This is a genomic window from Pseudomonas sp. MDT1-85 (assembly GCF_054898065.1).
This window is the reverse complement of record NZ_CM142715.1, coordinates 1,388,548-1,408,298: the sequence shown is the minus strand read 5'-3', so window position 1 is coordinate 1,408,298 and position 19,751 is coordinate 1,388,548. Positions and strand designations below refer to the sequence as shown.

Sequence of the window (19,751 nt, the reverse complement as noted above, 5' to 3'; positions counted from 1 at the left end):
ACACAAGCCCTTGGAATGCCCTTGGTCTGTGAAGACAGGCCAAGGGCGCTCCATTACTTCACGCTGCTGGATGCACCGGCAACACTACCAACGCTTCCAACCCGCCTATCGACCGATTTCGCAGTGTCAGCTCACCTCCGTGTTCCAGCACAATCGCTCGCGCCGCCGATAACCCCAAACCAACGCCACCCGTGCTTTTGTTTCGCGAGCCTTCCATCCGGAAGAACGGCACAAACACTTGCTCAAGGCAGGCATCCGGAATACCCGGCCCACGATCCAGTATTTTGATCCGCACCTGGCCAGCGCTCGGGATCAGTTCAACTGTCGGCTCACTACCGTACTTGATGGCGTTATCGAGCAAATTAGTCATCACCCGCTTGAGCCCCAGCGGTCGACCGAAATACACCAGCCGCAACGGCCCGCTAAAGGCAATCTCGGTTCCCTGACCGTACGAACTTTCCTGCGGACAAAACAAAACCCCTACCTGCATACGCAGATAGGGGTTTCGGAATTTGATCTTGACGATGACCTACTCTCACATGGGGAAACCCCACACTACCATCGGCGATGCATCGTTTCACTGCTGAGTTCGGGATGGGATCAGGTGGTTCCAATGCTCTATGGTCGTCAAGAAATTCGGTAGCCAGGTCGTTCTCTCTTGCGAGATCACGCTCCAGCGAATGGGTATGTGATAGATCGGTGTTTTGTGAGTATCTCGAACTTTCGGTTCGTTTCGTCTTCACACACCGCAATCTGGAGCTCTTTCGCTTTTCAGCTCGAAGCCTGCAAATTGCTTGGGTGTTATATGGTCAAGCCTCACGGGCAATTAGTATTGGTTAGCTCAACGCCTCACAGCGCTTACACACCCAACCTATCAACGTCGTAGTCTTCGACGGCCCTTCAGGGGACTCAAGGTCCCAGTGAGATCTCATCTTGAGGCTAGTTTCCCGCTTAGATGCTTTCAGCGGTTATCTATTCCGAACATAGCTACCCGGCAATGCCACTGGCGTGACAACCGGAACACCAGAGGTTCGTCCACTCCGGTCCTCTCGTACTAGGAGCAGCCCCTCTCAAATCTCAAACGTCCACGGCAGATAGGGACCGAACTGTCTCACGACGTTCTAAACCCAGCTCGCGTACCACTTTAAATGGCGAACAGCCATACCCTTGGGACCGGCTTCAGCCCCAGGATGTGATGAGCCGACATCGAGGTGCCAAACACCGCCGTCGATATGAACTCTTGGGCGGTATCAGCCTGTTATCCCCGGAGTACCTTTTATCCGTTGAGCGATGGCCCTTCCATACAGAACCACCGGATCACTAAGACCTACTTTCGTACCTGCTCGACGTGTCTGTCTCGCAGTCAAGCGCGCTTTTGCCTTTATACTCTACGACCGATTTCCGACCGGTCTGAGCGCACCTTCGTACTCCTCCGTTACTCTTTAGGAGGAGACCGCCCCAGTCAAACTACCCACCATACACTGTCCTCGATCCGGATAACGGACCTGAGTTAGAACCTCAAAGTTGCCAGGGTGGTATTTCAAGGTTGGCTCCACGCGAACTGGCGTCCACGCTTCAAAGCCTCCCACCTATCCTACACAAGCAAATTCAAAGTCCAGTGCAAAGCTATAGTAAAGGTTCACGGGGTCTTTCCGTCTAGCCGCGGATACACTGCATCTTCACAGCGATTTCAATTTCACTGAGTCTCGGGTGGAGACAGCGCCGCCATCGTTACGCCATTCGTGCAGGTCGGAACTTACCCGACAAGGAATTTCGCTACCTTAGGACCGTTATAGTTACGGCCGCCGTTTACCGGGGCTTCGATCAAGAGCTTCGCGTTAGCTAACCCCATCAATTAACCTTCCGGCACCGGGCAGGCGTCACACCCTATACGTCCACTTTCGTGTTTGCAGAGTGCTGTGTTTTTAATAAACAGTCGCAGCGGCCTGGTATCTTCGACCGGCATGGGCTTACGCAGTAAATGCTTCACCCTCACCGGCGCACCTTCTCCCGAAGTTACGGTGCCATTTTGCCTAGTTCCTTCACCCGAGTTCTCTCAAGCGCCTTGGTATTCTCTACCCAACCACCTGTGTCGGTTTGGGGTACGGTTCCTGGTTACCTGAAGCTTAGAAGCTTTTCTTGGAAGCATGGCATCAACCACTTCGTCACCCAAAGGGTAACTCGTCATCAGCTCTCGGCCTTAAGATCCCGGATTTACCTAAGATCTCAGCCTACCACCTTAAACTTGGACAACCAACGCCAAGCTGGCCTAGCCTTCTCCGTCCCTCCATCGCAATAACCAGAAGTACAGGAATATTAACCTGTTTTCCATCGACTACGCTTTTCAGCCTCGCCTTAGGGACCGACTAACCCTGCGTCGATTAACGTTGCGCAGGAAACCTTGGTCTTTCGGCGTGGGTGTTTTTCACACCCATTGTCGTTACTCATGTCAGCATTCGCACTTCTGATACCTCCAGCAAGCTTCTCAACTCACCTTCACAGGCTTACAGAACGCTCCTCTACCGCATCACCTAAGTGATACCCGTAGCTTCGGTGTATGGTTTGAGCCCCGTTACATCTTCCGCGCAGGCCGACTCGACTAGTGAGCTATTACGCTTTCTTTAAAGGGTGGCTGCTTCTAAGCCAACCTCCTAGCTGTCTAAGCCTTCCCACATCGTTTCCCACTTAACCATAACTTTGGGACCTTAGCTGACGGTCTGGGTTGTTTCCCTTTTCACGACGGACGTTAGCACCCGCCGTGTGTCTCCCATGCTCGGCACTTGTAGGTATTCGGAGTTTGCATCGGTTTGGTAAGTCGGGATGACCCCCTAGCCGAAACAGTGCTCTACCCCCTACAGTGATACATGAGGCGCTACCTAAATAGCTTTCGAGGAGAACCAGCTATCTCCGAGCTTGATTAGCCTTTCACTCCGATCCACAGGTCATCCGCTAACTTTTCAACGGTAGTCGGTTCGGTCCTCCAGTTAGTGTTACCCAACCTTCAACCTGCCCATGGATAGATCGCCCGGTTTCGGGTCTATTCCCAGCGACTAGACGCCCTATTAAGACTCGCTTTCGCTACGCCTCCCCTATTCGGTTAAGCTCGCCACTGAAAATAAGTCGCTGACCCATTATACAAAAGGTACGCAGTCACCCAACAAAGTGGGCTCCCACTGCTTGTACGCATACGGTTTCAGGATCTATTTCACTCCCCTCTCCGGGGTTCTTTTCGCCTTTCCCTCACGGTACTAGTTCACTATCGGTCAGTCAGTAGTATTTAGCCTTGGAGGATGGTCCCCCCATATTCAGACAAAGTTTCTCGTGCTCCGTCCTACTCGATTTCATGACCAAGAGATTTTCGCGTACAGGGCTATCACCCACTATGGCCGCACTTTCCAGAGCGTTCCGCTAATCTCAAAGCCACTTAAGGGCTAGTCCCCGTTCGCTCGCCACTACTAAGGGAATCTCGGTTGATTTCTTTTCCTCAGGGTACTTAGATGTTTCAGTTCCCCTGGTTCGCTTCTTAAGCCTATGTATTCAGCTTAAGATACCTAACTTATGTTAGGTGGGTTCCCCCATTCAGACATCTCCGGATCAAAGTCTGTTTGCCGACTCCCCGAAGCTTTTCGCAGGCTACCACGTCTTTCATCGCCTCTGACTGCCAAGGCATCCACCGTATGCGCTTCTTCACTTGACCATATAACCCCAAGCAATCTGGTTATACTGTGAAGACGACATTCGCCGAAAATTCGCGATTAAACTCACAAATTTTACCTTAGCCTGATCCACTACCAGTGAAAGTAGTGTTCAGTCTATCTTTCTATCACATACCCAAATTTTTAAAGAACGATCTAATCAAAGACTAGAAATCAACATTCACCATCGTCACGATGGAATGCTCATTTCTAAGCTTTCAACAAACAGAAGCAGTAGTGGTGGAGCCAAACGGGATCGAACCGTTGACCTCCTGCGTGCAAGGCAGGCGCTCTCCCAGCTGAGCTATGGCCCCGTATTTCTACAGGCGTTTCCCACACAAAATTGGTGGGTCTGGGCAGATTCGAACTGCCGACCTCACCCTTATCAGGGGTGCGCTCTAACCAACTGAGCTACAGACCCAATTTCGGGCTGCTTCTTATCGTCTTCTTCAATGAATCAAGCAATTCGTGTGGGAACTTATGGAGCAGCTGATGTCGTCGATTAAGGAGGTGATCCAGCCGCAGGTTCCCCTACGGCTACCTTGTTACGACTTCACCCCAGTCATGAATCACACCGTGGTAACCGTCCTCCCGAAGGTTAGACTAGCTACTTCTGGTGCAACCCACTCCCATGGTGTGACGGGCGGTGTGTACAAGGCCCGGGAACGTATTCACCGCGACATTCTGATTCGCGATTACTAGCGATTCCGACTTCACGCAGTCGAGTTGCAGACTGCGATCCGGACTACGATCGGTTTTCTGGGATTAGCTCCACCTCGCGGCTTGGCAACCCTCTGTACCGACCATTGTAGCACGTGTGTAGCCCAGGCCGTAAGGGCCATGATGACTTGACGTCATCCCCACCTTCCTCCGGTTTGTCACCGGCAGTCTCCTTAGAGTGCCCACCTTAACGTGCTGGTAACTAAGGACAAGGGTTGCGCTCGTTACGGGACTTAACCCAACATCTCACGACACGAGCTGACGACAGCCATGCAGCACCTGTCTCAATGCTCCCGAAGGCACTCCGCTATCTCTAGCAGATTCATTGGATGTCAAGGCCTGGTAAGGTTCTTCGCGTTGCTTCGAATTAAACCACATGCTCCACCGCTTGTGCGGGCCCCCGTCAATTCATTTGAGTTTTAACCTTGCGGCCGTACTCCCCAGGCGGTCAACTTAATGCGTTAGCTGCGCCACTAAGAGCTCAAGGCTCCCAACGGCTAGTTGACATCGTTTACGGCGTGGACTACCAGGGTATCTAATCCTGTTTGCTCCCCACGCTTTCGCACCTCAGTGTCAGTATCAGTCCAGGTGGTCGCCTTCGCCACTGGTGTTCCTTCCTATATCTACGCATTTCACCGCTACACAGGAAATTCCACCACCCTCTACCATACTCTAGCTCGTCAGTTTTGAATGCAGTTCCCAGGTTGAGCCCGGGGATTTCACATCCAACTTAACGAACCACCTACGCGCGCTTTACGCCCAGTAATTCCGATTAACGCTTGCACCCTCTGTATTACCGCGGCTGCTGGCACAGAGTTAGCCGGTGCTTATTCTGTCGGTAACGTCAAAACAATTACGTATTAGGTAACTGCCCTTCCTCCCAACTTAAAGTGCTTTACAATCCGAAGACCTTCTTCACACACGCGGCATGGCTGGATCAGGCTTTCGCCCATTGTCCAATATTCCCCACTGCTGCCTCCCGTAGGAGTCTGGACCGTGTCTCAGTTCCAGTGTGACTGATCATCCTCTCAGACCAGTTACGGATCGTCGCCTTGGTGAGCCATTACCTCACCAACTAGCTAATCCGACCTAGGCTCATCTGATAGCGCAAGGCCCGAAGGTCCCCTGCTTTCTCCCGTAGGACGTATGCGGTATTAGCGTCCGTTTCCGAGCGTTATCCCCCACTACCAGGCAGATTCCTAGGCATTACTCACCCGTCCGCCGCTCGCCACCAGGTACAAGTACCCGTGCTGCCGCTCGACTTGCATGTGTTAGGCCTGCCGCCAGCGTTCAATCTGAGCCATGATCAAACTCTTCAGTTCAAACATCTTTGGGTTTTTAAGAAACCCTAAACTTGGCTCAGCAATCGTTGGTTACATCTTTGATTTCTCGCGGAGTAACTTGTGATGCTGATAATCTTGTTGACTATCAGTCTGACTCCACAAGCACCCACACGAATTGCTTGATTCAATTGTTAAAGAGCGGTTGGTTAAGATCTTTCGTCTCAACCGAGGCGCGCATTCTACAGCAGCCTCTGTTGCTGTCAAGCGGTTATTTTCAGAAGTTTTCAAGGTTTTCCTCAACAACTTCAACCACTTGCGCTTCCGATCTCTCGTTAGCGGGAGGCGAATTCTACAGCGTTACTCGCTGCTGTCAACACCTCTTTTTTCTCCGCTTTCGACCGAGAAGATCGAACCGTCAATAAGGCGAAAGCACACTGCCCTACCAACTCCTTCTGGCTTCGATGAACTGAAGCGTAACCGCTGTCGAAAACTGCGTAACTCTTTGTTTACCAAGGAGTTTTCCGTTTCGTCTGCGCCGGAAGTGGGGCGAATTATAGGCTTTCAGAATCTGCCGTCAACCCCTGATTATGCTTTTCTATCAATCATTGGCGCAAAGCAGGAAAACAGCGCATTCCCCTTCTATATAGGAGAACTCACCAGAATATAACGCTGCCTTGGCTTGCCTTCCCGCTGCGTTATCATCGCCGACCCATGCGCTAAGAGTCTTGAACCCGGATGTCCGTATCTCTGCCATTGCCTGCCAATCACTCCCCATTGCCTCCGGTCCTCGTCGGCCCGCTATTGCGGCGCCTGGACCCTACGCGGCTGGTGCTATGGCTGGTGGGGACACGTGCGCTGACGTTGACGCTACGCCTGCAAGGAATCGACATCCGTCTCGACGCAGGGCAATGCACGATTATCTCGGTCGGTACTCATGCCTTCGTTCATTTGATTGATGTGCCACTGGATGCCGCCCTGCCCTGCGACACATTGATCGAGTACGACCTGCTAATCACCGACGATGGCGCTCAGTCGGGCATCCTCGAATGGGCGCCTCATCTACTATATGGCGAAGCGCGTTGCCCGAATTTCGTGCTGCGCTCGCGCATCGATCAGTTGTTGCATGGCTCCTGCCGTAAACCTCACCATCCGGCGGCCGATGGCTTGCTGTGCGTCGATCGGTTGCTGGAGTCCGAGCCGGACGCTTGCAAGCGTCCCGCGCTATTGATGATGAGCGGCGATCAGGTATATGCGGATGATGTCGCGGGGCCGATGTTGCGGGCAATTCATGCCTTGATCGAGCGTCTGGAGCTGTTCGACGAACACCTCGACGGTGCAGTGGTCAGCGACAGCGCCAAACTCTACGAGCACCCGGCCAGTTACTACCATCGTGCGGATTTGTTACCGGCGCTTGAGAGCAACGAAACCCTGCGCGAACGATTTTTCGGTGGAGCGCGTAAGCCGATTTTTACCAGTAGCAGCGCCGACAACCATCTGGTGACCTTCGCCGAGGTCATGGCCATGTACCTATTAGTATGGTCGCCAACGTCCTGGACACTGATCGCGCCCCAACCACCGGCACTGACGCCCGAACGACGCAGGCGTTATGCCCTGGAGCAGACGCGCATCGATGAATTCAAGAAAGGATTGGGTGGTGTTGGGCGAGCGATGGCGCACCTGCCGTGCCTGATGATTTTCGACGACCACGATATTACCGATGACTGGAATCTTTCCGCGCAATGGGAGGAAACGGCCTACGGCCATCCGTTCTCCAAGCGCATCATCGGCAACGCGCTGCTCGCTTATATGTTGTGTCAGGGTTGGGGCAACAACCCGGACGCATTTGGCAGCTTGCTGGAAAAAACCCGTCTATTGAGTGCCACTGGGCACGACCATTACCTCGACAGCGATGTTCAGGATGGCTTGATCGATGAGCTGCTGAGCTTTCAGAAGTGGCATTACGTGCTGCCCACCCGTCCGGCACTGGTGGTGCTCGATACCCGCACTCGGCGCTGGCGCAGCGAGATGACTCTCAAGCAACCGTCCGGACTGCTGGATTGGGAAGCGCTCAGCGAGCTGCAGCAGGAATTACTCGATCATCCCTCGGCGATCATCGTTTCGCCGGCACCGATCTTCGGCGTCAAACTGATCGAAACCGTGCAACGGGTATTTAGCTGGTGCGGTTATCCACTGTTGGTGGACGCCGAAAACTGGATGGCCCATCGCGGCGCGGCCCAGGTGATCCTGAACATTTTCCGACACTCCCGCACTCCCGGTAACTACGTGGTGCTGTCCGGCGATGTGCATTATTCCTTCGTCTACGAAGTATTGATCCGACACCGAAAGGCCGGCCCAAGAATCTGGCAGATCACCAGCAGCGGCATCAAAAACGAATTCCCGCCCGCCCTGCTCGAATGGTTCGACCGCCTCAACCGCTGGCTTTACTCGCCCCGCTCGCCACTCAACTGGCTGACCAAGCGTCGGCGTATGCGCATTGTTCCGCACACTCCCGAACATGCCGAAGCGGGTGAACGGCTGTGGAACTCGGCAGGGATTGGCCAAGTGTTCTTCAATGAAAAGGGTCAGCCGCAGGATATTTATCAATTCAATGCGGATGGATCGCCCAAGACGCGGATGATTGCGCCTGATATTTCCGAAGCGGTTGAATAACTTTTCCCGAGTTGCCATGAGCAATTATTACCTGCACACCACGAACCTCACCCGAACTCTGATCATCGGCAACTCCGGCTCGGGCAAGAGTTGGCTGGCCAAACGATTGGCGGAACAATTGCAAGTACCCTGGATCGATCTTGACCTGATTCACTGGATATCCGATGAACACAGCATCCCTCGTCCCCGCGCCGAAGCATTGGGAATGGCGCGGGTGGCGGCGAGTAACGAGTGCTGGGTTATCGAGGGCGTGTATGGCTGGATGGTCAGTGAGCTTATGGAACAGGCGACGGCGCTGATCTGGCTATGCCTGGAGGACGAAGACTGCGTCAGTCATATTCGCCAGCGAGAGGCGAAGCGGGACGATAGCGACGAGTTGCTGATAGCGCTACAGGACTGGGCGGGTAGTTACCGTACTCGCGAAGGGTCCAGTGGATTTGCCGCGCATCAGCGTTTGTTTGAAGGGTTTGACGGTTCGAAACTTCAACTGATGAACAGGGCGGAGGTCACGGCTTTCGTCAGCACAATGCAACACACCGACTGATCGTTCCTGACGCAGATACCGATTCTGTACAGGGGAATGCGTACATCCTATAGAAGTCAGGCTGCGCTTACCGCCCGACACACCCCTCTGACAATCATCTCCACTTCCCGCTCATCAATCGTCAGCGGTGGCAGCAGACGAATGGTCTTGCCCCGTGTCACGTTAATCAGCAAGCCGTGATCGCGGGCTGCAATCAGGGTCAGGTCGCGGATGGGTTGAGCAAGTTCGATGCCGATCATCAATCCTTGGCCACGGATCGCCAGGACGTTCGGGTTGTCAGCCAGTTCGATACACAATCTGGCGAGCAAGCGTTCACCCTGCAGTTTGGCGTTCTCCAGCAGGCCTTGTTCTTCGATGATCTCAAGCACAGTGCATCCCACCCGGCATGCCAGCGGATTGCCGCCGAATGTACTGCCGTGGCTGCCGGGGGTGAACAGGTCGGCGGCTTTGCCTCGGGCCAGACAGGCACCAATAGGGATGCCGTTACCCAGGCCTTTGGCCAGAGTCATGACGTCCGGGATGATGCCTTCGTGCTGGAACGCAAACCACTGGCCGGTGCGGCCGATGCCAGTCTGGATCTCGTCGAGCATCAGTAGCCAGGCGCGCCGGTTGCACAGCTCGCGCACCGCTTTGAGATAACCGGGCGGCGCCATTTGCACACCGCTTTCGCCCTGAATCGGCTCCATCAGGATCGCTACGATGCGCGAGCCGTGGGCATGTTGCACCGCCTCCAGCGCCGCGAGGTCGCCGAATGGCACTTTAATGAAATCCCCCGGCAATTCGTTAAACCCCAGACGCACCGCTGGGCCGTCACTGGCGGACAAGGTGCCAAGAGTACGACCGTGAAAGGCGTTTTCCATGACCACTATCAGCGGCTGCTCGATGCCTTTGTGCCAGCCGTAAAGCCGCGCGAGTTTCAGCGCGGTTTCGTTGGCTTCGGCGCCAGAGTTGTTGAAGAACGCCCGATCCATGCCGGAAAGCCGAACCAGTTTCTGCGCCAGCCGCTGTTGCCAGTCGATGCTGTACAGGTTGGATGTGTGCAACAGCAGTCCGGCCTGCTCGCTGATGGCCGCCACAATTCGCGGATGGGAATGGCCGACGTTGGTCACCGCCACGCCCGCCACCGCGTCCAGATACTCACGACCGGCCTGATCCCACAAGCGCGTGCCCAGGCCTTTGCTGAAACTCAGGGCCAAGGGTTGGTAGGTGCTCATCAGGCAGGCGGCGGTCATGACATCAAACTCCATTAATAGTCGGTGTTTTTGCAGTATGGTTAGCCACCTGAGCTGGATAAACCCTGCAACACTTCAATCATTTTAAAGCTGAGCTTGATAATGGATTTGTTCCAGGCAATGACCGTTTACGTAAGAGTGGTGGAAGCCGGCAGCATGACCGCCGCCGCTTTGCAGTGCGAAATGTCCACGACCATGGTCGGCAATCATCTTCGGGCCCTGGAGCAACGTCTGGGTGTGCGCCTGCTCAACCGTACGACACGACGCCAACGGCTGACGGAATTCGGCACGGCGTACTATCAACGTTGTCTCGAGGTATTGGGGTTGGTGGCCGATTCCGAACGCCTGGCTGAACAGACCCTCGACGAGCCGAGCGGCACCTTGCGCATCACTGCACCACTGACCTTCGGCACCGAACGGTTGGCTCCTGCCTTGAGCGAATTCGCCCTGAGTTGTCCGCAAGTCAAACTCGACGTTGTTTTGACCAACCAGCGCCTGGATCTGCTCGACAACGGTTTCGATGTGGCGATTCGCTTGGGCACTACCGAGCTGTCCAACATGATCGCCCGCCCGCTCATCGACTACACGATGACCCTGTGCGCATCGAAGGATTATCTGGCGCGCCGAGGCATTCCGGAAAAGCCCGCCGACCTGCAATACCATGACTGTCTGGCCTTCGCCTACCCGGCCGGAGATGACTGGCACTCGGTAGCCAAACAATGGCGCCTGAAAGGACCCGAAGGCGAAGTCATGGTGGATGTCAGCGGGCCGATGCTGATCAACAGTTCGGCGGGGTTGCATCAAGCGGCGCGCACCGGTATGGGTATCGTGATGGTGCCCGATGCATTAGTGGAGCAGGACCTTCAGGACGGAAAACTGGTGGCCTTGATGCAGGACTACCAACTGCCGAGTCGGCCGATGAACCTGGTGTACGCCCAAGACCGCTACCGTTTACCGAAATTGCGCAGCTTCGTCGACTTTGCACTGCAGAGGTGGGGCCAGCACTAGCCGGGGCAATACCCCATGAACTAATCTCCTCGACTGGCGAGTCACGTTGATATCAGTTCGGCAGGGAGACCGATGATGGGTGAGGCATCGAATATCGAGCCGTTGAAGTTCAATCTGTCAGATTTTAACGAAGACATGCTGCACACCATTCTGGAACTGGTGAGCGATGGCATCTGGGACTGGAATGCCAACACCGGGTTCGTTTATCGCAACCCCGGGTGGTACGAGATGCTCGGCTATACGCCTCATTCCCTGGATAACAACGTGCTGACCTGGGAAAACGTGATCCACCCCGACGATTTTTCGCGCGTCATGGCACTGTTTGATGACTACCTGAATCAGCGCGCTCCCGGCTATCAAGCCGAGTATCGCTGCCGCATGCGCGATGGCACTTACACCTGGATCGAAGATCGCGGCTACGTGCTGGCACGTAATGCCGACGGCTCGGTGGCACGAATGGTCGGCGCGCACCGCAGTATTGAAGACAAGAAACGCCTGTTCGAAGAATTGGAACGGCGCAATCAATCCCTCGAAGCCATCGTCGAAGAACGCACCCGTGAGTTGTCTCGGGTCAATCAGCAGTTGCAGATTCAACTCGAAGAGAATCGCAAACTGGCGGAAACCGATGTGCTGACTTCCATCGCCAATCGCTATCGACTGGAAAAGGCCCTGCCCCAGGAATGCGACCGCGCCCAACGCTTTCGCCAGCCGCTATCGCTGATTGCCATGGACATCGATGACTTCAAAAACATTAACGATCACTACGGCCACGCCCTGGGTGATGCGGCGTTGGTGCAGGTAATCGAGAGCGTGAAGCACTGCGTGCGTGAAGGTGATTTGTTGGCCCGTTGGGGCGGCGACGAATTCATCATGATCCTGCCCAATACCTTGTTGGCCGACGCCAGGGCGCTCGCGGAAAGAATCCGCCATGGCCTGTCGAGCCTGCTGCCGGTCGGGGACTATCAAGTCACCATGAGTTTTGGCGTGGTGCAACGTTTTGAAGAAGAGCAACAAACCGGTTTGCTGGCCAGGGCCGATCAGGCGCTGTATCGATCGAAGATTGCGGGCAAGAATGTGATTTCGGGATGAGACGACTTTTGCCTGTCAGCCGCCTGCTTACAATCCCCCCTTCACCAACACCGGCTTCTCCTGATACCTATCCGGATGCAGCCGCTTCAACTGCGCGACTTTCGGCAGGTCATTGATCACGATGTAGGGGTACGTCGGGTGCTCGATTAGGAAGTCCTGATGTTCCTCCTCTGCCGGGTAGAAGCCGTTGTAGGTCTCCAGTTTGGTGACGATGGGTTTGTTGAACGAATGGGCGGCGTCGAGTTGCGCGATGTAGGCCTGGGCGACGCGTTGCTGTTCAGCGCTTTTCAGGAAAAGCGCCGATCGATACTGGGTGCCGCGGTCCGGCCCTTGGCGGTTGAGTTCGGTGGGGTTATGGGCCACCGAGAAATAGATCTGCAACAGGCTGCCGTAACTGACTTGAGCCGGATCGTAGGTGACTTCGACGGCCTCCGCATGACCAGTATCGCCATTGCTGACCCGCTCATACTGAGCTGTGTCAGCGGCGCCGCCCGCGTAACCGGAGACAGCGTTCTTCACCCCTTTGACGTGTTGAAATACCCCTTGGACGCCCCAGAAGCAACCGCCCGCAAAAATTGCCGTTTCACTGCGCGCTTGAGTGTTCTCGTCGAGCGTTGGTGGGGGAATGATGACCGCCTCTTCGGTGCCTCCGAACGAGAACGCTGCGCATTGACCGATAACACTGGCGGCGGCCAATCCGAGCAGGGCGCAACGCCAGTTATATAGGGTTTTCATGGCTTGTCTCCTGAGTGAATGAGGCTATCAACCGAACGTAAATGCGTACGCCGACACACCGGGATCGAGAAACTCAATGCTGAATGTCCGGTCTTTTACGCCTGCGGTCTGGCGTACCAGTTGATACAACCGCTGCTCGGTGACGCTGCCGCTGCCATCGGGCGCCACGTCGACACCATGGGCATCACCTGGGGGCTTGCCATCAATCAACACTTTGAAACGCACCGGTTTGCCGTCAGCACCTGGGCCCAATACCAAATGCAGATCGCGAGCGTGGAAGCGGTAGACGATACGACTGGTCGGTGCGTTTGAAACGGCCCGCTCCGGACCGACAATCCATTGGCCATCCAGGCTCCAGTTATTGAGGGCCAGTTGTGCCGGTGGGCTATAGGCCGTCACCTTGTCGGGCGCCATATCGGTTTCAGAAACGAAATGCTCCGCCCGTCGGTAGCCGACATAGGTTTCCGGCGATCGCACTTCATTCATGTTGGGGGCGAGCTGGACGCCCTCGGCGCGAGCATTGATCAGCCCATCCGCGACCTTCGCGGCGCCCGCCTCACGCAGCAGTTGCTGAATCACTCGCTCCGATTCGGCGTATTTGCCTTCACCAAAGTGGTGATAACGAATGTGCCCCTGAGCATCGGCAAAATAGTGGGCTGGCCAGTACTGGTTGTTGAAAGCACGCCAGACCTTGTAGTCGTTATCGATTGCCACCGGATAAGTGATGCCCAGGTCTTTCATGGCCTTGGTGACATTGCCTACATCACGTTCGAAGGCAAACTCAGGCGTATGGACGCCGATCACCACCAAGCCCTGATCGCGATACTTCTCGGCCCAGGCCTTCACATACGGCAGGGTGCGCAGGCAGTTGATGCAGGAGTAAGTCCAGAAATCAACCAGCACAACCTTGCCCTTCAAGGCCTGGGCAGTGAGAGGGGGTGAATTGAGCCATTGCACAGCGCCGTCCAGCGACGGAAGGTTGCCTTCAATCGGCAGTTCGCCCGGTATCTTGGCGGTCATTTTCATGCTGCCGGCGGGTTGATCGCCGACCCGTGGAATCTGCGACATCATCGCCCCACTGTCGCTGGGCAACTTGCCGGTCAATCGGTTTACCAACGCCTGCTCGATATCCCCAGTGGATGCTGTCGAGACCCGCGCCAGAATTCCGGTATCCAGCCCCAAGGCGATCGCCACTACACCCGACAGCATCGCGACTCCCAAGCCTCGACGCAGCCACTCGCCTGCGCCTATCGAGCGCTTCATCGCGGCGAAAACTTTACCGCCCAGCAGCAGTGCCGCGGCGAGAGAGGTGGCGGCGCCGGCCGCGTAAGCCAGTAGCAACAGGGTGGTGGCGATGTTTGCCCCTTGCAACGCCGCGCCAGTCAACAGCAGGCCCAAAATCGGCCCGGCGCAGGGCGCCCAGAGCAGGCCTGTGGCAACACCGATCAGAAACGAAGCGCCGGGACGCGGCCGGGTATCGGCAGCCGCGGCTTCCGACAGCCGACCGCCGGCCGCCACCAGTGGACGCGTCAGGCGCTCGGCCAACCGGGGCAGCAACAGCGTCAGCCCGAACAGGGCAACGAACAGCAACGCGAGCCAGCGACCGTACTGATTGACTTGCACCACCCAACCGCCGCCCACCGCCGCCAACGAGGCGACGAGCGCGAAGGTCAGCGCCATCCCCGCCAGCAGCGGCAAGCCACTCTTCATAAACGGCTGCCCAGTACGAGCGAAGACAAAGGGCAATACCGGCAGAATGCACGGGCTGACAATCGTCAGCACACCACCGAGATAAGCGAGGACCAGAAGCCACATAACGTCGACCTGCGTGAAGTGAGTGAAAGGAAGTGCCCATGGATTACGCCTGTGGCTTGAAAGTCAGCGCCAGGCCGTTCATGCAGTAGCGCAGGCCTGTGGGCTTTGGCCCGTCCTCGAAAACATGGCCCAAGTGACCGCCGCAACGACGGCAGTGAACCTCTTCGCGCAGCACGCCGAAGGATCGGTCCTGACGGGTGGCTACCGCGTTATCCAAGGGAGCCCAAAAGCTCGGCCATCCAGTGCGGCTGTCGAACTTGGTGTCGGAAGAAAACAACGGCAGATCACAACCGGCGCAAGCAAAAACGCCCTTCCGATGTTCGTTGTTCAGCGGGCTGCTGTAGGCCCGCTCGGTGCCCTCTTCGCGCAGGATCTCGTACTGCTCGGCGCTGAGCATGGCGCGCCACTCGCTGTCGCTGTGGGTCACCTCGAAAACCTCTGCCGCGCGGGCCTCATTTATCAATGCAACGCTTGCGGAAAATTTTGGCAATACACCGATTACAAGGGCTGCAGCCCCCAGCCCGCCGCTCGCTACAAGAAACTGTCGCCGTGAAAACATGGGCCTTCTCCAAAATTCCAGATGCCTTGCATGGAACACAGCCTAGGCTTGGTTTGATCGCCAAATCCTCACGAGGAGTTAAATAATTCGTGATAACTCAACCTCAGGAAAACCCGCACAATGTGTTCATTGCGTCACAAAGGATTGAGCTCCATGGAACAGACCAAACGCGTCCTGGTGGTCGAGGACGACCTGTATATCGCCGACCTTATCTGCCTGCATCTTCGCGATGAGCAGTTCGAGGTGGTGCACTGCGCCGACGGTGATGAGGGCATGCGACTGCTGCAGCAAGGAAGCTGGGATGCACTTATTCTCGACCTGATGTTGCCCGGTGTCGACGGCCTGGAAATCTGCCGCCGCGCCCGGGCCATGGCCCGCTACACACCGATCATCATCACCAGTGCGCGCTCCAGCGAAGTCCATCGAATTCTGGGGCTGGAACTCGGCGCCGACGACTACCTGGCCAAACCCTTTTCCATTCTAGAGCTGGTTGCACGGGTCAAGGCATTGCTGCGACGGGTCGACGCCATGGCCCGTAACCTGAAGATGGACGCTGGCAGCCTGATCAGCGATGGCCTGTCCATCGACCCGATCACACGTGAAGTCTCCCTCGATGGCCGTCGTCTTGACCTCACGCCGCGGGAGTTCGACCTGCTGTACTTTTTCGTCCGCCAGCCCGGCAAGGTCTTCTCGCGCATGGACCTGCTCAACGCGGTGTGGGGCTACAGCCATGAAGGCTACGAGCACACGGTCAACACCCACATCAATCGCCTGCGGGCCAAGATCGAAGCCGATCCCGCGCAACCGGCGCGCATCCTCACCGTATGGGGTCGTGGTTATAAATTCGCGACGAGCGGAGAGCTGCCATGAGGTTGACCCTGACCCAACGCCTGTCCCTGGTGTTCGCCGTGCTGTTGCTGGTGTGCTGCGGCACCTCGGCATGGATGCAGGTGCGCTCCAACCAGATGCATGAACTGGAAGTGGTGCAAGGGTTGTCGCGAGATCTGGCGCAACACATCGTCCGAGACACGGTGCTGATGGACCGCAATGGCCCGATGCCCAATGCCGTGCGTGAATTGTTCAGCCAACTGATGCTGGTCAACCCCAGTGTCGAGGTCTATCTGCTCGACACCGGGGGGCGAATTGTCGGCAGCGCCGCGCCCGAGGGTCGGATACGTCGGGAGCGGGTCGATCTGGCGCCGATCCAGCGTTTGCTCAAAGGCGAGGCCCTGCCGATTCTCGGCGACGATCCGCGCAGCGTCGATGGCAGCAAGGTGTTCAGCGCTGCGCCATTGCGGGTCAACGGTCAACCGGCCGGTTATCTCTATGTGGTGTTGCTCAGCGAAGAGCATGACCGCTTCGCCGAACGGGGCGCCACCAGCGCAGCGCTCAATACCGCGTTATTGTCCATTGGGCTGGTGGCGTTGCTGTGCCTGATTGCCGGCCTCACGGCATTTGCGCTGATTACCCGGCCATTGCGCCGCTTGACCGAGAAAGTCAGTCAGTTCGATATCAATGGCGTTCCGTCTGCGCCGCCCGCCTTGCCCGAGCCTGAGCCGGTAGAAAAAGCCGCCAGCCACGATGAAATTGCCGTACTCGACGCCGCCTTCCAGCAGATGCAAGCGCGTCTCGGTGAACAATGGAACTCGCTGACCCGTCAGGATCAGGAACGTCGTGAACTGGTGGCGAACATCTCCCACGACCTGCGCACACCGCTGGCCTCGCTGCACGGTTACCTGGAAACCCTGTCACTCAAGGACGCCACGTTGTCCCCCACCGACCGCCGCCGCTATCTGGGAATCGCCCTGGATCAAAGCCGCAAGGTCGGCGGCTTGGCGCAATCATTACTGGAACTGGTGCGGCTGGAACACGGTTTCGTGCAACCAGTGCTGGAGCGCTTCTCCCTGACTGATCTGGTGCAGGACATCTTTCAGAAATTCGAACTCAGCGCCGAAGCACGCCAGATCGAACTCAAGGCCACCTTCGCCCCCAACGTCGCGGTGGCCTGCGCCGATCTGGGGCTGATCGAACGGGTGCTGACCAATCTGTTCGATAACGCGCTGCGTCATACGCCTCAAGGCGGAGAAATCGAACTCAGCCTCCGCCCTCAGGGGGCTTTTATCGAAGTGACCGTCAGCGACACCGGCCCCGGCATCGCCCCCGAACTGCGTGAGGGTCTGTTCCTGCGTCCGTTCAACATTGGCGGCGCACGGCGCGATGGCGGGCTGGGACTACGGATCGTGCACCGGATCCTGCAATTGCACGGTCGCGAGATTGAGCTGATCGATGTGCCCGGACGCGGCGCGACCTTTCGCTTCTCCTTGCCGGTGGATGAGCAAACGGCGGAACAATGGATGGTTCGCTCGATGAATATAAATTCAATAGGGAAATAGTCGAAAGCGCTGGCAAAAATGCTGACCAGCCGCCTGTTCATCCGTGACAACGCAGCGCAGGTCCAATAGATTAGGCGGCCTGAAAAGGCTTCGTGCTTTCTCGCCTCAATCCAAGTTAAAGAAGTAGTGAAATTTCAATGTCCGATTCCAATACCGCTGAATCCGTAGTCACCTTGTCGTCCAAAGCGGAATACGAAAACTCCATCAATCTTTCACAGCATGTGCCTCAGGCCAAGACCATCAGCGAGATGGTTCTGGACGCTTTTCAATCTACCCGGGAAAGCGACCAGATCCGCGAGTTGCGCGTTGCGATCCGCCAGGCTCATGACAGCTTCGACGACGACAAAGCCTACGATTTGATGGGCGAACTCAAGCAACTGAAAGACGCCGAAGCGGCCGATATCGCTGCCCTGGAAGACCTGAGCAACAAATTCTCGATCAGTCGCATTCTGTCCAGCTTCAAGGACGATCCGGCGTTTCAGGAAATCGTCTATGGCCTGGCGCTGAAGGTACTGAACCAGACTCACCAAGCCATCAGCAACCCGAGCAGCAGCAAGAGCAAAGCGGCTCGCGCCAAGAAAGAAATCGAAGTGTTCACCATCAGCAAGGACGGCATCAGCGTCGCCCTGCCCCTGCGCACCCCGCGCTCGCGCCTGAACGTTGACCGTGAAGCGCTGGAATTCCTGGGCTTCACTTTCGTCGGCGAAGGCGATGAAGCCGAGCTGGAAAGCGAAACGTTCCTGGACAATGCCGGGGTCGAACAAGCGGTCAACCGCAAGAACATCATCACCGCGCTTCAGCAGCAAACCGCGTTCGACGGCTACAGCATCGCCGCCCAGTAACGCTAAACGCTAAACAAAAAAGCCCCGCCATCAGTGCGGGGATTTTTATTGCCTGTTCGCCTATTAACTTTTTTCCTGATGCTCCGCGGCGCAGCCATCGCGAGCAGGCTCGCTCCCACATGGGGGTGGGCGTCGAACACAAAGGTGGTGGCAACACCGATCCAGTGTGGGAGCGAGCCTGCTCGCGATAGGGACGACACGGTCCGTCAAAAAGAGCCCAATAAAAAACCCCGCCATTCTCTCGAAGGGCGGGGTTTTTCTTTACAGCATTCGAAGCTTAAGGCGCGTAAGTCAGCAACAGCTCACTCGGCACTTTAAAATCCAGCGACATCATCACGCTCAATGCAGTAATGGTGAAGATCGAGAACACGAACAGCTTGCGTGCCCAGACCGTGTCATCCACTGCCTTGTAACCTGTCCAGGCCATGTACAACCAGTACATGCCCATGGCCGCGGCGACGGCAAGGTAGCTCATGCCGGCGTAGCCGCTGAAGGTCAGCATCAAGGTCGCTACGAGGAACGCCAGGATGTAGAGCAGGATGTGCTTCTTGGCCACTTGAATCCCGCGCTTCACCGGCAACACCGGAATCGATGCGGCCAGGTAATCGTTGAAGCGGAAGATTGCGATGGCGTAGGAATGCGGCATCTGCCACAAACTGAACATCACCAGCAACGTCAGTGCGGCTATGTCGAAGCTGTTAGTCACAGCGACGTAGCCAATCACCGGCGGCATCGCCCCCGACAGACTGCCCACCAGCGTGCCGTGAACCGACTTGCGCTTGAGGTACAGGCTGTAGAAACCGACGTAGATGACAAAACCGATTACCGCGAACAGCGCGGCCAACGGGTTGGCCACCTTGTACAACAACGCCACCCCGGCCACGCCCAGCACCGTAGCGAACAACAAGGCCAATTTCACCGAAATCAGGCCCTGGACCAGCGCACGGTTCTTGGTGCGTTCCATCTTCAGGTCGATGTCGCGGTCGATGCAGTTGTTGAATACGCAACCGGAAGCCACCACCAGGGACGTGCCGATCATCGCAGCCAGGAAAATGGCCAGATCGACATGCCCTTTGGAGGCCAGGAAAAATCCGCCTGCCACTGAAAGCACGTTACCGAAAATGATCCCCGGTTTGGTGATTTGGATAAAGTGCTTCAAGGACATC

At 56.4% G+C, this 19,751-nt stretch carries 13 protein-coding genes, 2 tRNA genes, 3 rRNA genes and 1 pseudogene; 8 read left to right on the top strand and 11 right to left on the bottom strand.

The genetic code is table 11. The annotated features are described in order from the left end of the window. Positions 1–58 precede the first annotated feature (58 nt). From ACYZT2_RS06240 to ACYZT2_RS06215, 6 genes and pseudogenes are all read right to left on the bottom strand, one after another. A pseudogene (locus tag ACYZT2_RS06240) lies at positions 59–445 on the bottom strand (sensor histidine kinase); the annotation flags it as partial. 71 nt (positions 446–516) lie between these two features. After that, a 5S ribosomal RNA gene (rrf, locus tag ACYZT2_RS06235) occupies positions 517–632 on the bottom strand. A gap of 173 nt (positions 633–805) precedes the next feature. Next, a 23S ribosomal RNA gene (locus ACYZT2_RS06230) occupies positions 806–3,697 on the bottom strand. A 236-nt stretch (positions 3,698–3,933) separates the two neighbouring features. Then, positions 3,934–4,009 (bottom strand) — tRNA-Ala (locus ACYZT2_RS06225). 30 nt (positions 4,010–4,039) lie between these two features. Further along, positions 4,040–4,116, bottom strand: a tRNA-Ile gene (locus tag ACYZT2_RS06220). Between the two features lie 82 nt (positions 4,117–4,198). After that, positions 4,199–5,737: ribosomal RNA gene (locus tag ACYZT2_RS06215) — 16S ribosomal RNA — on the bottom strand. Together the 16S, 23S and 5S rRNA genes with 2 tRNA genes alongside form the textbook arrangement of a ribosomal RNA operon. Before the next feature lie 136 nt (positions 5,738–5,873). Between ACYZT2_RS06215 and ACYZT2_RS06210 the strand changes: the two genes are divergently transcribed. The 3 genes from ACYZT2_RS06210 to ACYZT2_RS06200 all read left to right on the top strand — a co-directional run bounded on the left by ACYZT2_RS06210 (position 5,874) and on the right by ACYZT2_RS06200 (position 8,912). Beyond that, on the top strand, positions 5,874–6,365 hold the full coding sequence (locus ACYZT2_RS06210; protein ID WP_461971001.1) for a hypothetical protein: 492 nt from the start codon (positions 5,874–5,876) through the stop codon (positions 6,363–6,365). A 68-nt stretch (positions 6,366–6,433) separates the two neighbouring features. Then, positions 6,434–8,368 (top strand): alkaline phosphatase D family protein, encoded by a 1,935-nt coding sequence (locus ACYZT2_RS06205; protein WP_461970999.1) that lies wholly within the window; start codon positions 6,434–6,436, stop codon positions 8,366–8,368. A 16-nt stretch (positions 8,369–8,384) separates the two neighbouring features. Next, complete coding sequence (locus ACYZT2_RS06200; protein ID WP_461970997.1) at positions 8,385–8,912, top strand: P-loop NTPase family protein; 528 nt, start codon at positions 8,385–8,387, stop codon at positions 8,910–8,912. A gap of 56 nt (positions 8,913–8,968) precedes the next feature. On the opposite strand, the gene ACYZT2_RS06195 is transcribed toward ACYZT2_RS06200, so the two are convergent. Then, positions 8,969–10,144: an acetylornithine/succinylornithine family transaminase gene (locus tag ACYZT2_RS06195; RefSeq protein WP_461970995.1), complete on the bottom strand. Its 1,176-nt coding sequence runs from the start codon at positions 10,142–10,144 to the stop codon at positions 8,969–8,971. Positions 10,145–10,246: 102 nt separating this feature from the next. On the opposite strand from ACYZT2_RS06195, the gene ACYZT2_RS06190 reads away from it, so the two are divergent. Both ACYZT2_RS06190 and ACYZT2_RS06185 read left to right on the top strand, forming a co-directional pair. Next, complete coding sequence (locus tag ACYZT2_RS06190) at positions 10,247–11,152, top strand: LysR family transcriptional regulator (protein ID WP_461970993.1); 906 nt, start codon at positions 10,247–10,249, stop codon at positions 11,150–11,152. Between the two features lie 75 nt (positions 11,153–11,227). Beyond that, a complete protein-coding gene (locus ACYZT2_RS06185; RefSeq protein ID WP_461970991.1) occupies positions 11,228–12,241 on the top strand; it encodes a sensor domain-containing diguanylate cyclase in 1,014 nt (337 codons plus the stop codon). Between the two features lie 27 nt (positions 12,242–12,268). Here the strand turns inward: ACYZT2_RS06185 and msrA are convergent, their stop codons facing one another. Genes msrA through msrB form a run of 3 tightly spaced genes read right to left on the bottom strand, consistent with a single transcriptional unit; the run spans position 12,269 to position 15,350 of the window. Then, a complete protein-coding gene (gene msrA / locus ACYZT2_RS06180) occupies positions 12,269–12,976 on the bottom strand; it encodes a peptide-methionine (S)-S-oxide reductase MsrA (protein ID WP_461970989.1) in 708 nt (235 codons plus the stop codon). 27 nt (positions 12,977–13,003) lie between these two features. Next, the gene (locus tag ACYZT2_RS06175) at positions 13,004–14,791 is read right to left on the bottom strand and encodes a cytochrome c biogenesis protein DipZ (RefSeq protein ID WP_461970987.1); all 1,788 of its coding nucleotides are present in this window, start codon (positions 14,789–14,791) and stop codon (positions 13,004–13,006) included. A 43-nt stretch (positions 14,792–14,834) separates the two neighbouring features. Further along, positions 14,835–15,350 carry a peptide-methionine (R)-S-oxide reductase MsrB gene (gene msrB, locus ACYZT2_RS06170; RefSeq protein WP_461970985.1) on the bottom strand — a complete coding sequence of 172 codons (516 nt, stop codon included), beginning with the start codon at positions 15,348–15,350 and terminating at the stop codon, positions 14,835–14,837. A 153-nt stretch (positions 15,351–15,503) separates the two neighbouring features. Here msrB and ACYZT2_RS06165 point away from each other — a divergent pair, with 153 nt between their 5' ends. From ACYZT2_RS06165 to ACYZT2_RS06155, 3 genes are all read left to right on the top strand, one after another. Then, positions 15,504–16,220: a response regulator transcription factor gene (locus tag ACYZT2_RS06165; RefSeq protein WP_461970983.1), complete on the top strand. Its 717-nt coding sequence runs from the start codon at positions 15,504–15,506 to the stop codon at positions 16,218–16,220. Continuing rightward, complete coding sequence (locus ACYZT2_RS06160) at positions 16,217–17,743, top strand: sensor histidine kinase (protein ID WP_461970981.1); 1,527 nt, start codon at positions 16,217–16,219, stop codon at positions 17,741–17,743. The genes ACYZT2_RS06165 and ACYZT2_RS06160 overlap by 4 nt, the downstream gene beginning before the upstream one ends. Positions 17,744–17,880: 137 nt before the next feature. After that, positions 17,881–18,585 (top strand): hypothetical protein, encoded by a 705-nt coding sequence (locus ACYZT2_RS06155; RefSeq protein WP_461970979.1) that lies wholly within the window; start codon positions 17,881–17,883, stop codon positions 18,583–18,585. 277 nt (positions 18,586–18,862) lie between these two features. Here ACYZT2_RS06155 and cyoE read toward each other — a convergent pair whose 3' ends face one another. Then, positions 18,863–19,750, bottom strand: coding sequence for a heme o synthase (cyoE, locus tag ACYZT2_RS06150; protein ID WP_461970977.1), 888 nt, complete (start codon positions 19,748–19,750; stop codon positions 18,863–18,865). Between the last annotated feature and the right edge of the window lies 1 nt (position 19,751).

Bases quoted from the DNA above. Each gene is read 5' to 3' on its own strand.
- cyoE (WP_461970977.1), bottom strand. From the start codon at position 19,750: ATGTCCTTGAAGCACTTTATCCAAATCACCAAACCGGGGATCATTTTC.
- msrA (WP_461970989.1), bottom strand. From the start codon at position 12,976: ATGAAAACCCTATATAACTGGCGTTGCGCCCTGCTCGGATTGGCCGCC.
- msrB (WP_461970985.1), bottom strand. From the start codon at position 15,350: ATGTTTTCACGGCGACAGTTTCTTGTAGCGAGCGGCGGGCTGGGGGCT.
- ACYZT2_RS06195 (WP_461970995.1), bottom strand. From the start codon at position 10,144: ATGACCGCCGCCTGCCTGATGAGCACCTACCAACCCTTGGCCCTGAGT.
- ACYZT2_RS06165 (WP_461970983.1), top strand. From the start codon at position 15,504: ATGGAACAGACCAAACGCGTCCTGGTGGTCGAGGACGACCTGTATATC.
- ACYZT2_RS06190 (WP_461970993.1), top strand. From the start codon at position 10,247: ATGGATTTGTTCCAGGCAATGACCGTTTACGTAAGAGTGGTGGAAGCC.
- ACYZT2_RS06155 (WP_461970979.1), top strand. From the start codon at position 17,881: ATGTCCGATTCCAATACCGCTGAATCCGTAGTCACCTTGTCGTCCAAA.
- ACYZT2_RS06185 (WP_461970991.1), top strand. From the start codon at position 11,228: ATGGGTGAGGCATCGAATATCGAGCCGTTGAAGTTCAATCTGTCAGAT.
- ACYZT2_RS06205 (WP_461970999.1), top strand. From the start codon at position 6,434: ATGTCCGTATCTCTGCCATTGCCTGCCAATCACTCCCCATTGCCTCCG.
- ACYZT2_RS06200 (WP_461970997.1), top strand. From the start codon at position 8,385: ATGAGCAATTATTACCTGCACACCACGAACCTCACCCGAACTCTGATC.
- ACYZT2_RS06160 (WP_461970981.1), top strand. From the start codon at position 16,217: ATGAGGTTGACCCTGACCCAACGCCTGTCCCTGGTGTTCGCCGTGCTG.
- ACYZT2_RS06175 (WP_461970987.1), bottom strand. From the start codon at position 14,791: ATGTGGCTTCTGGTCCTCGCTTATCTCGGTGGTGTGCTGACGATTGTC.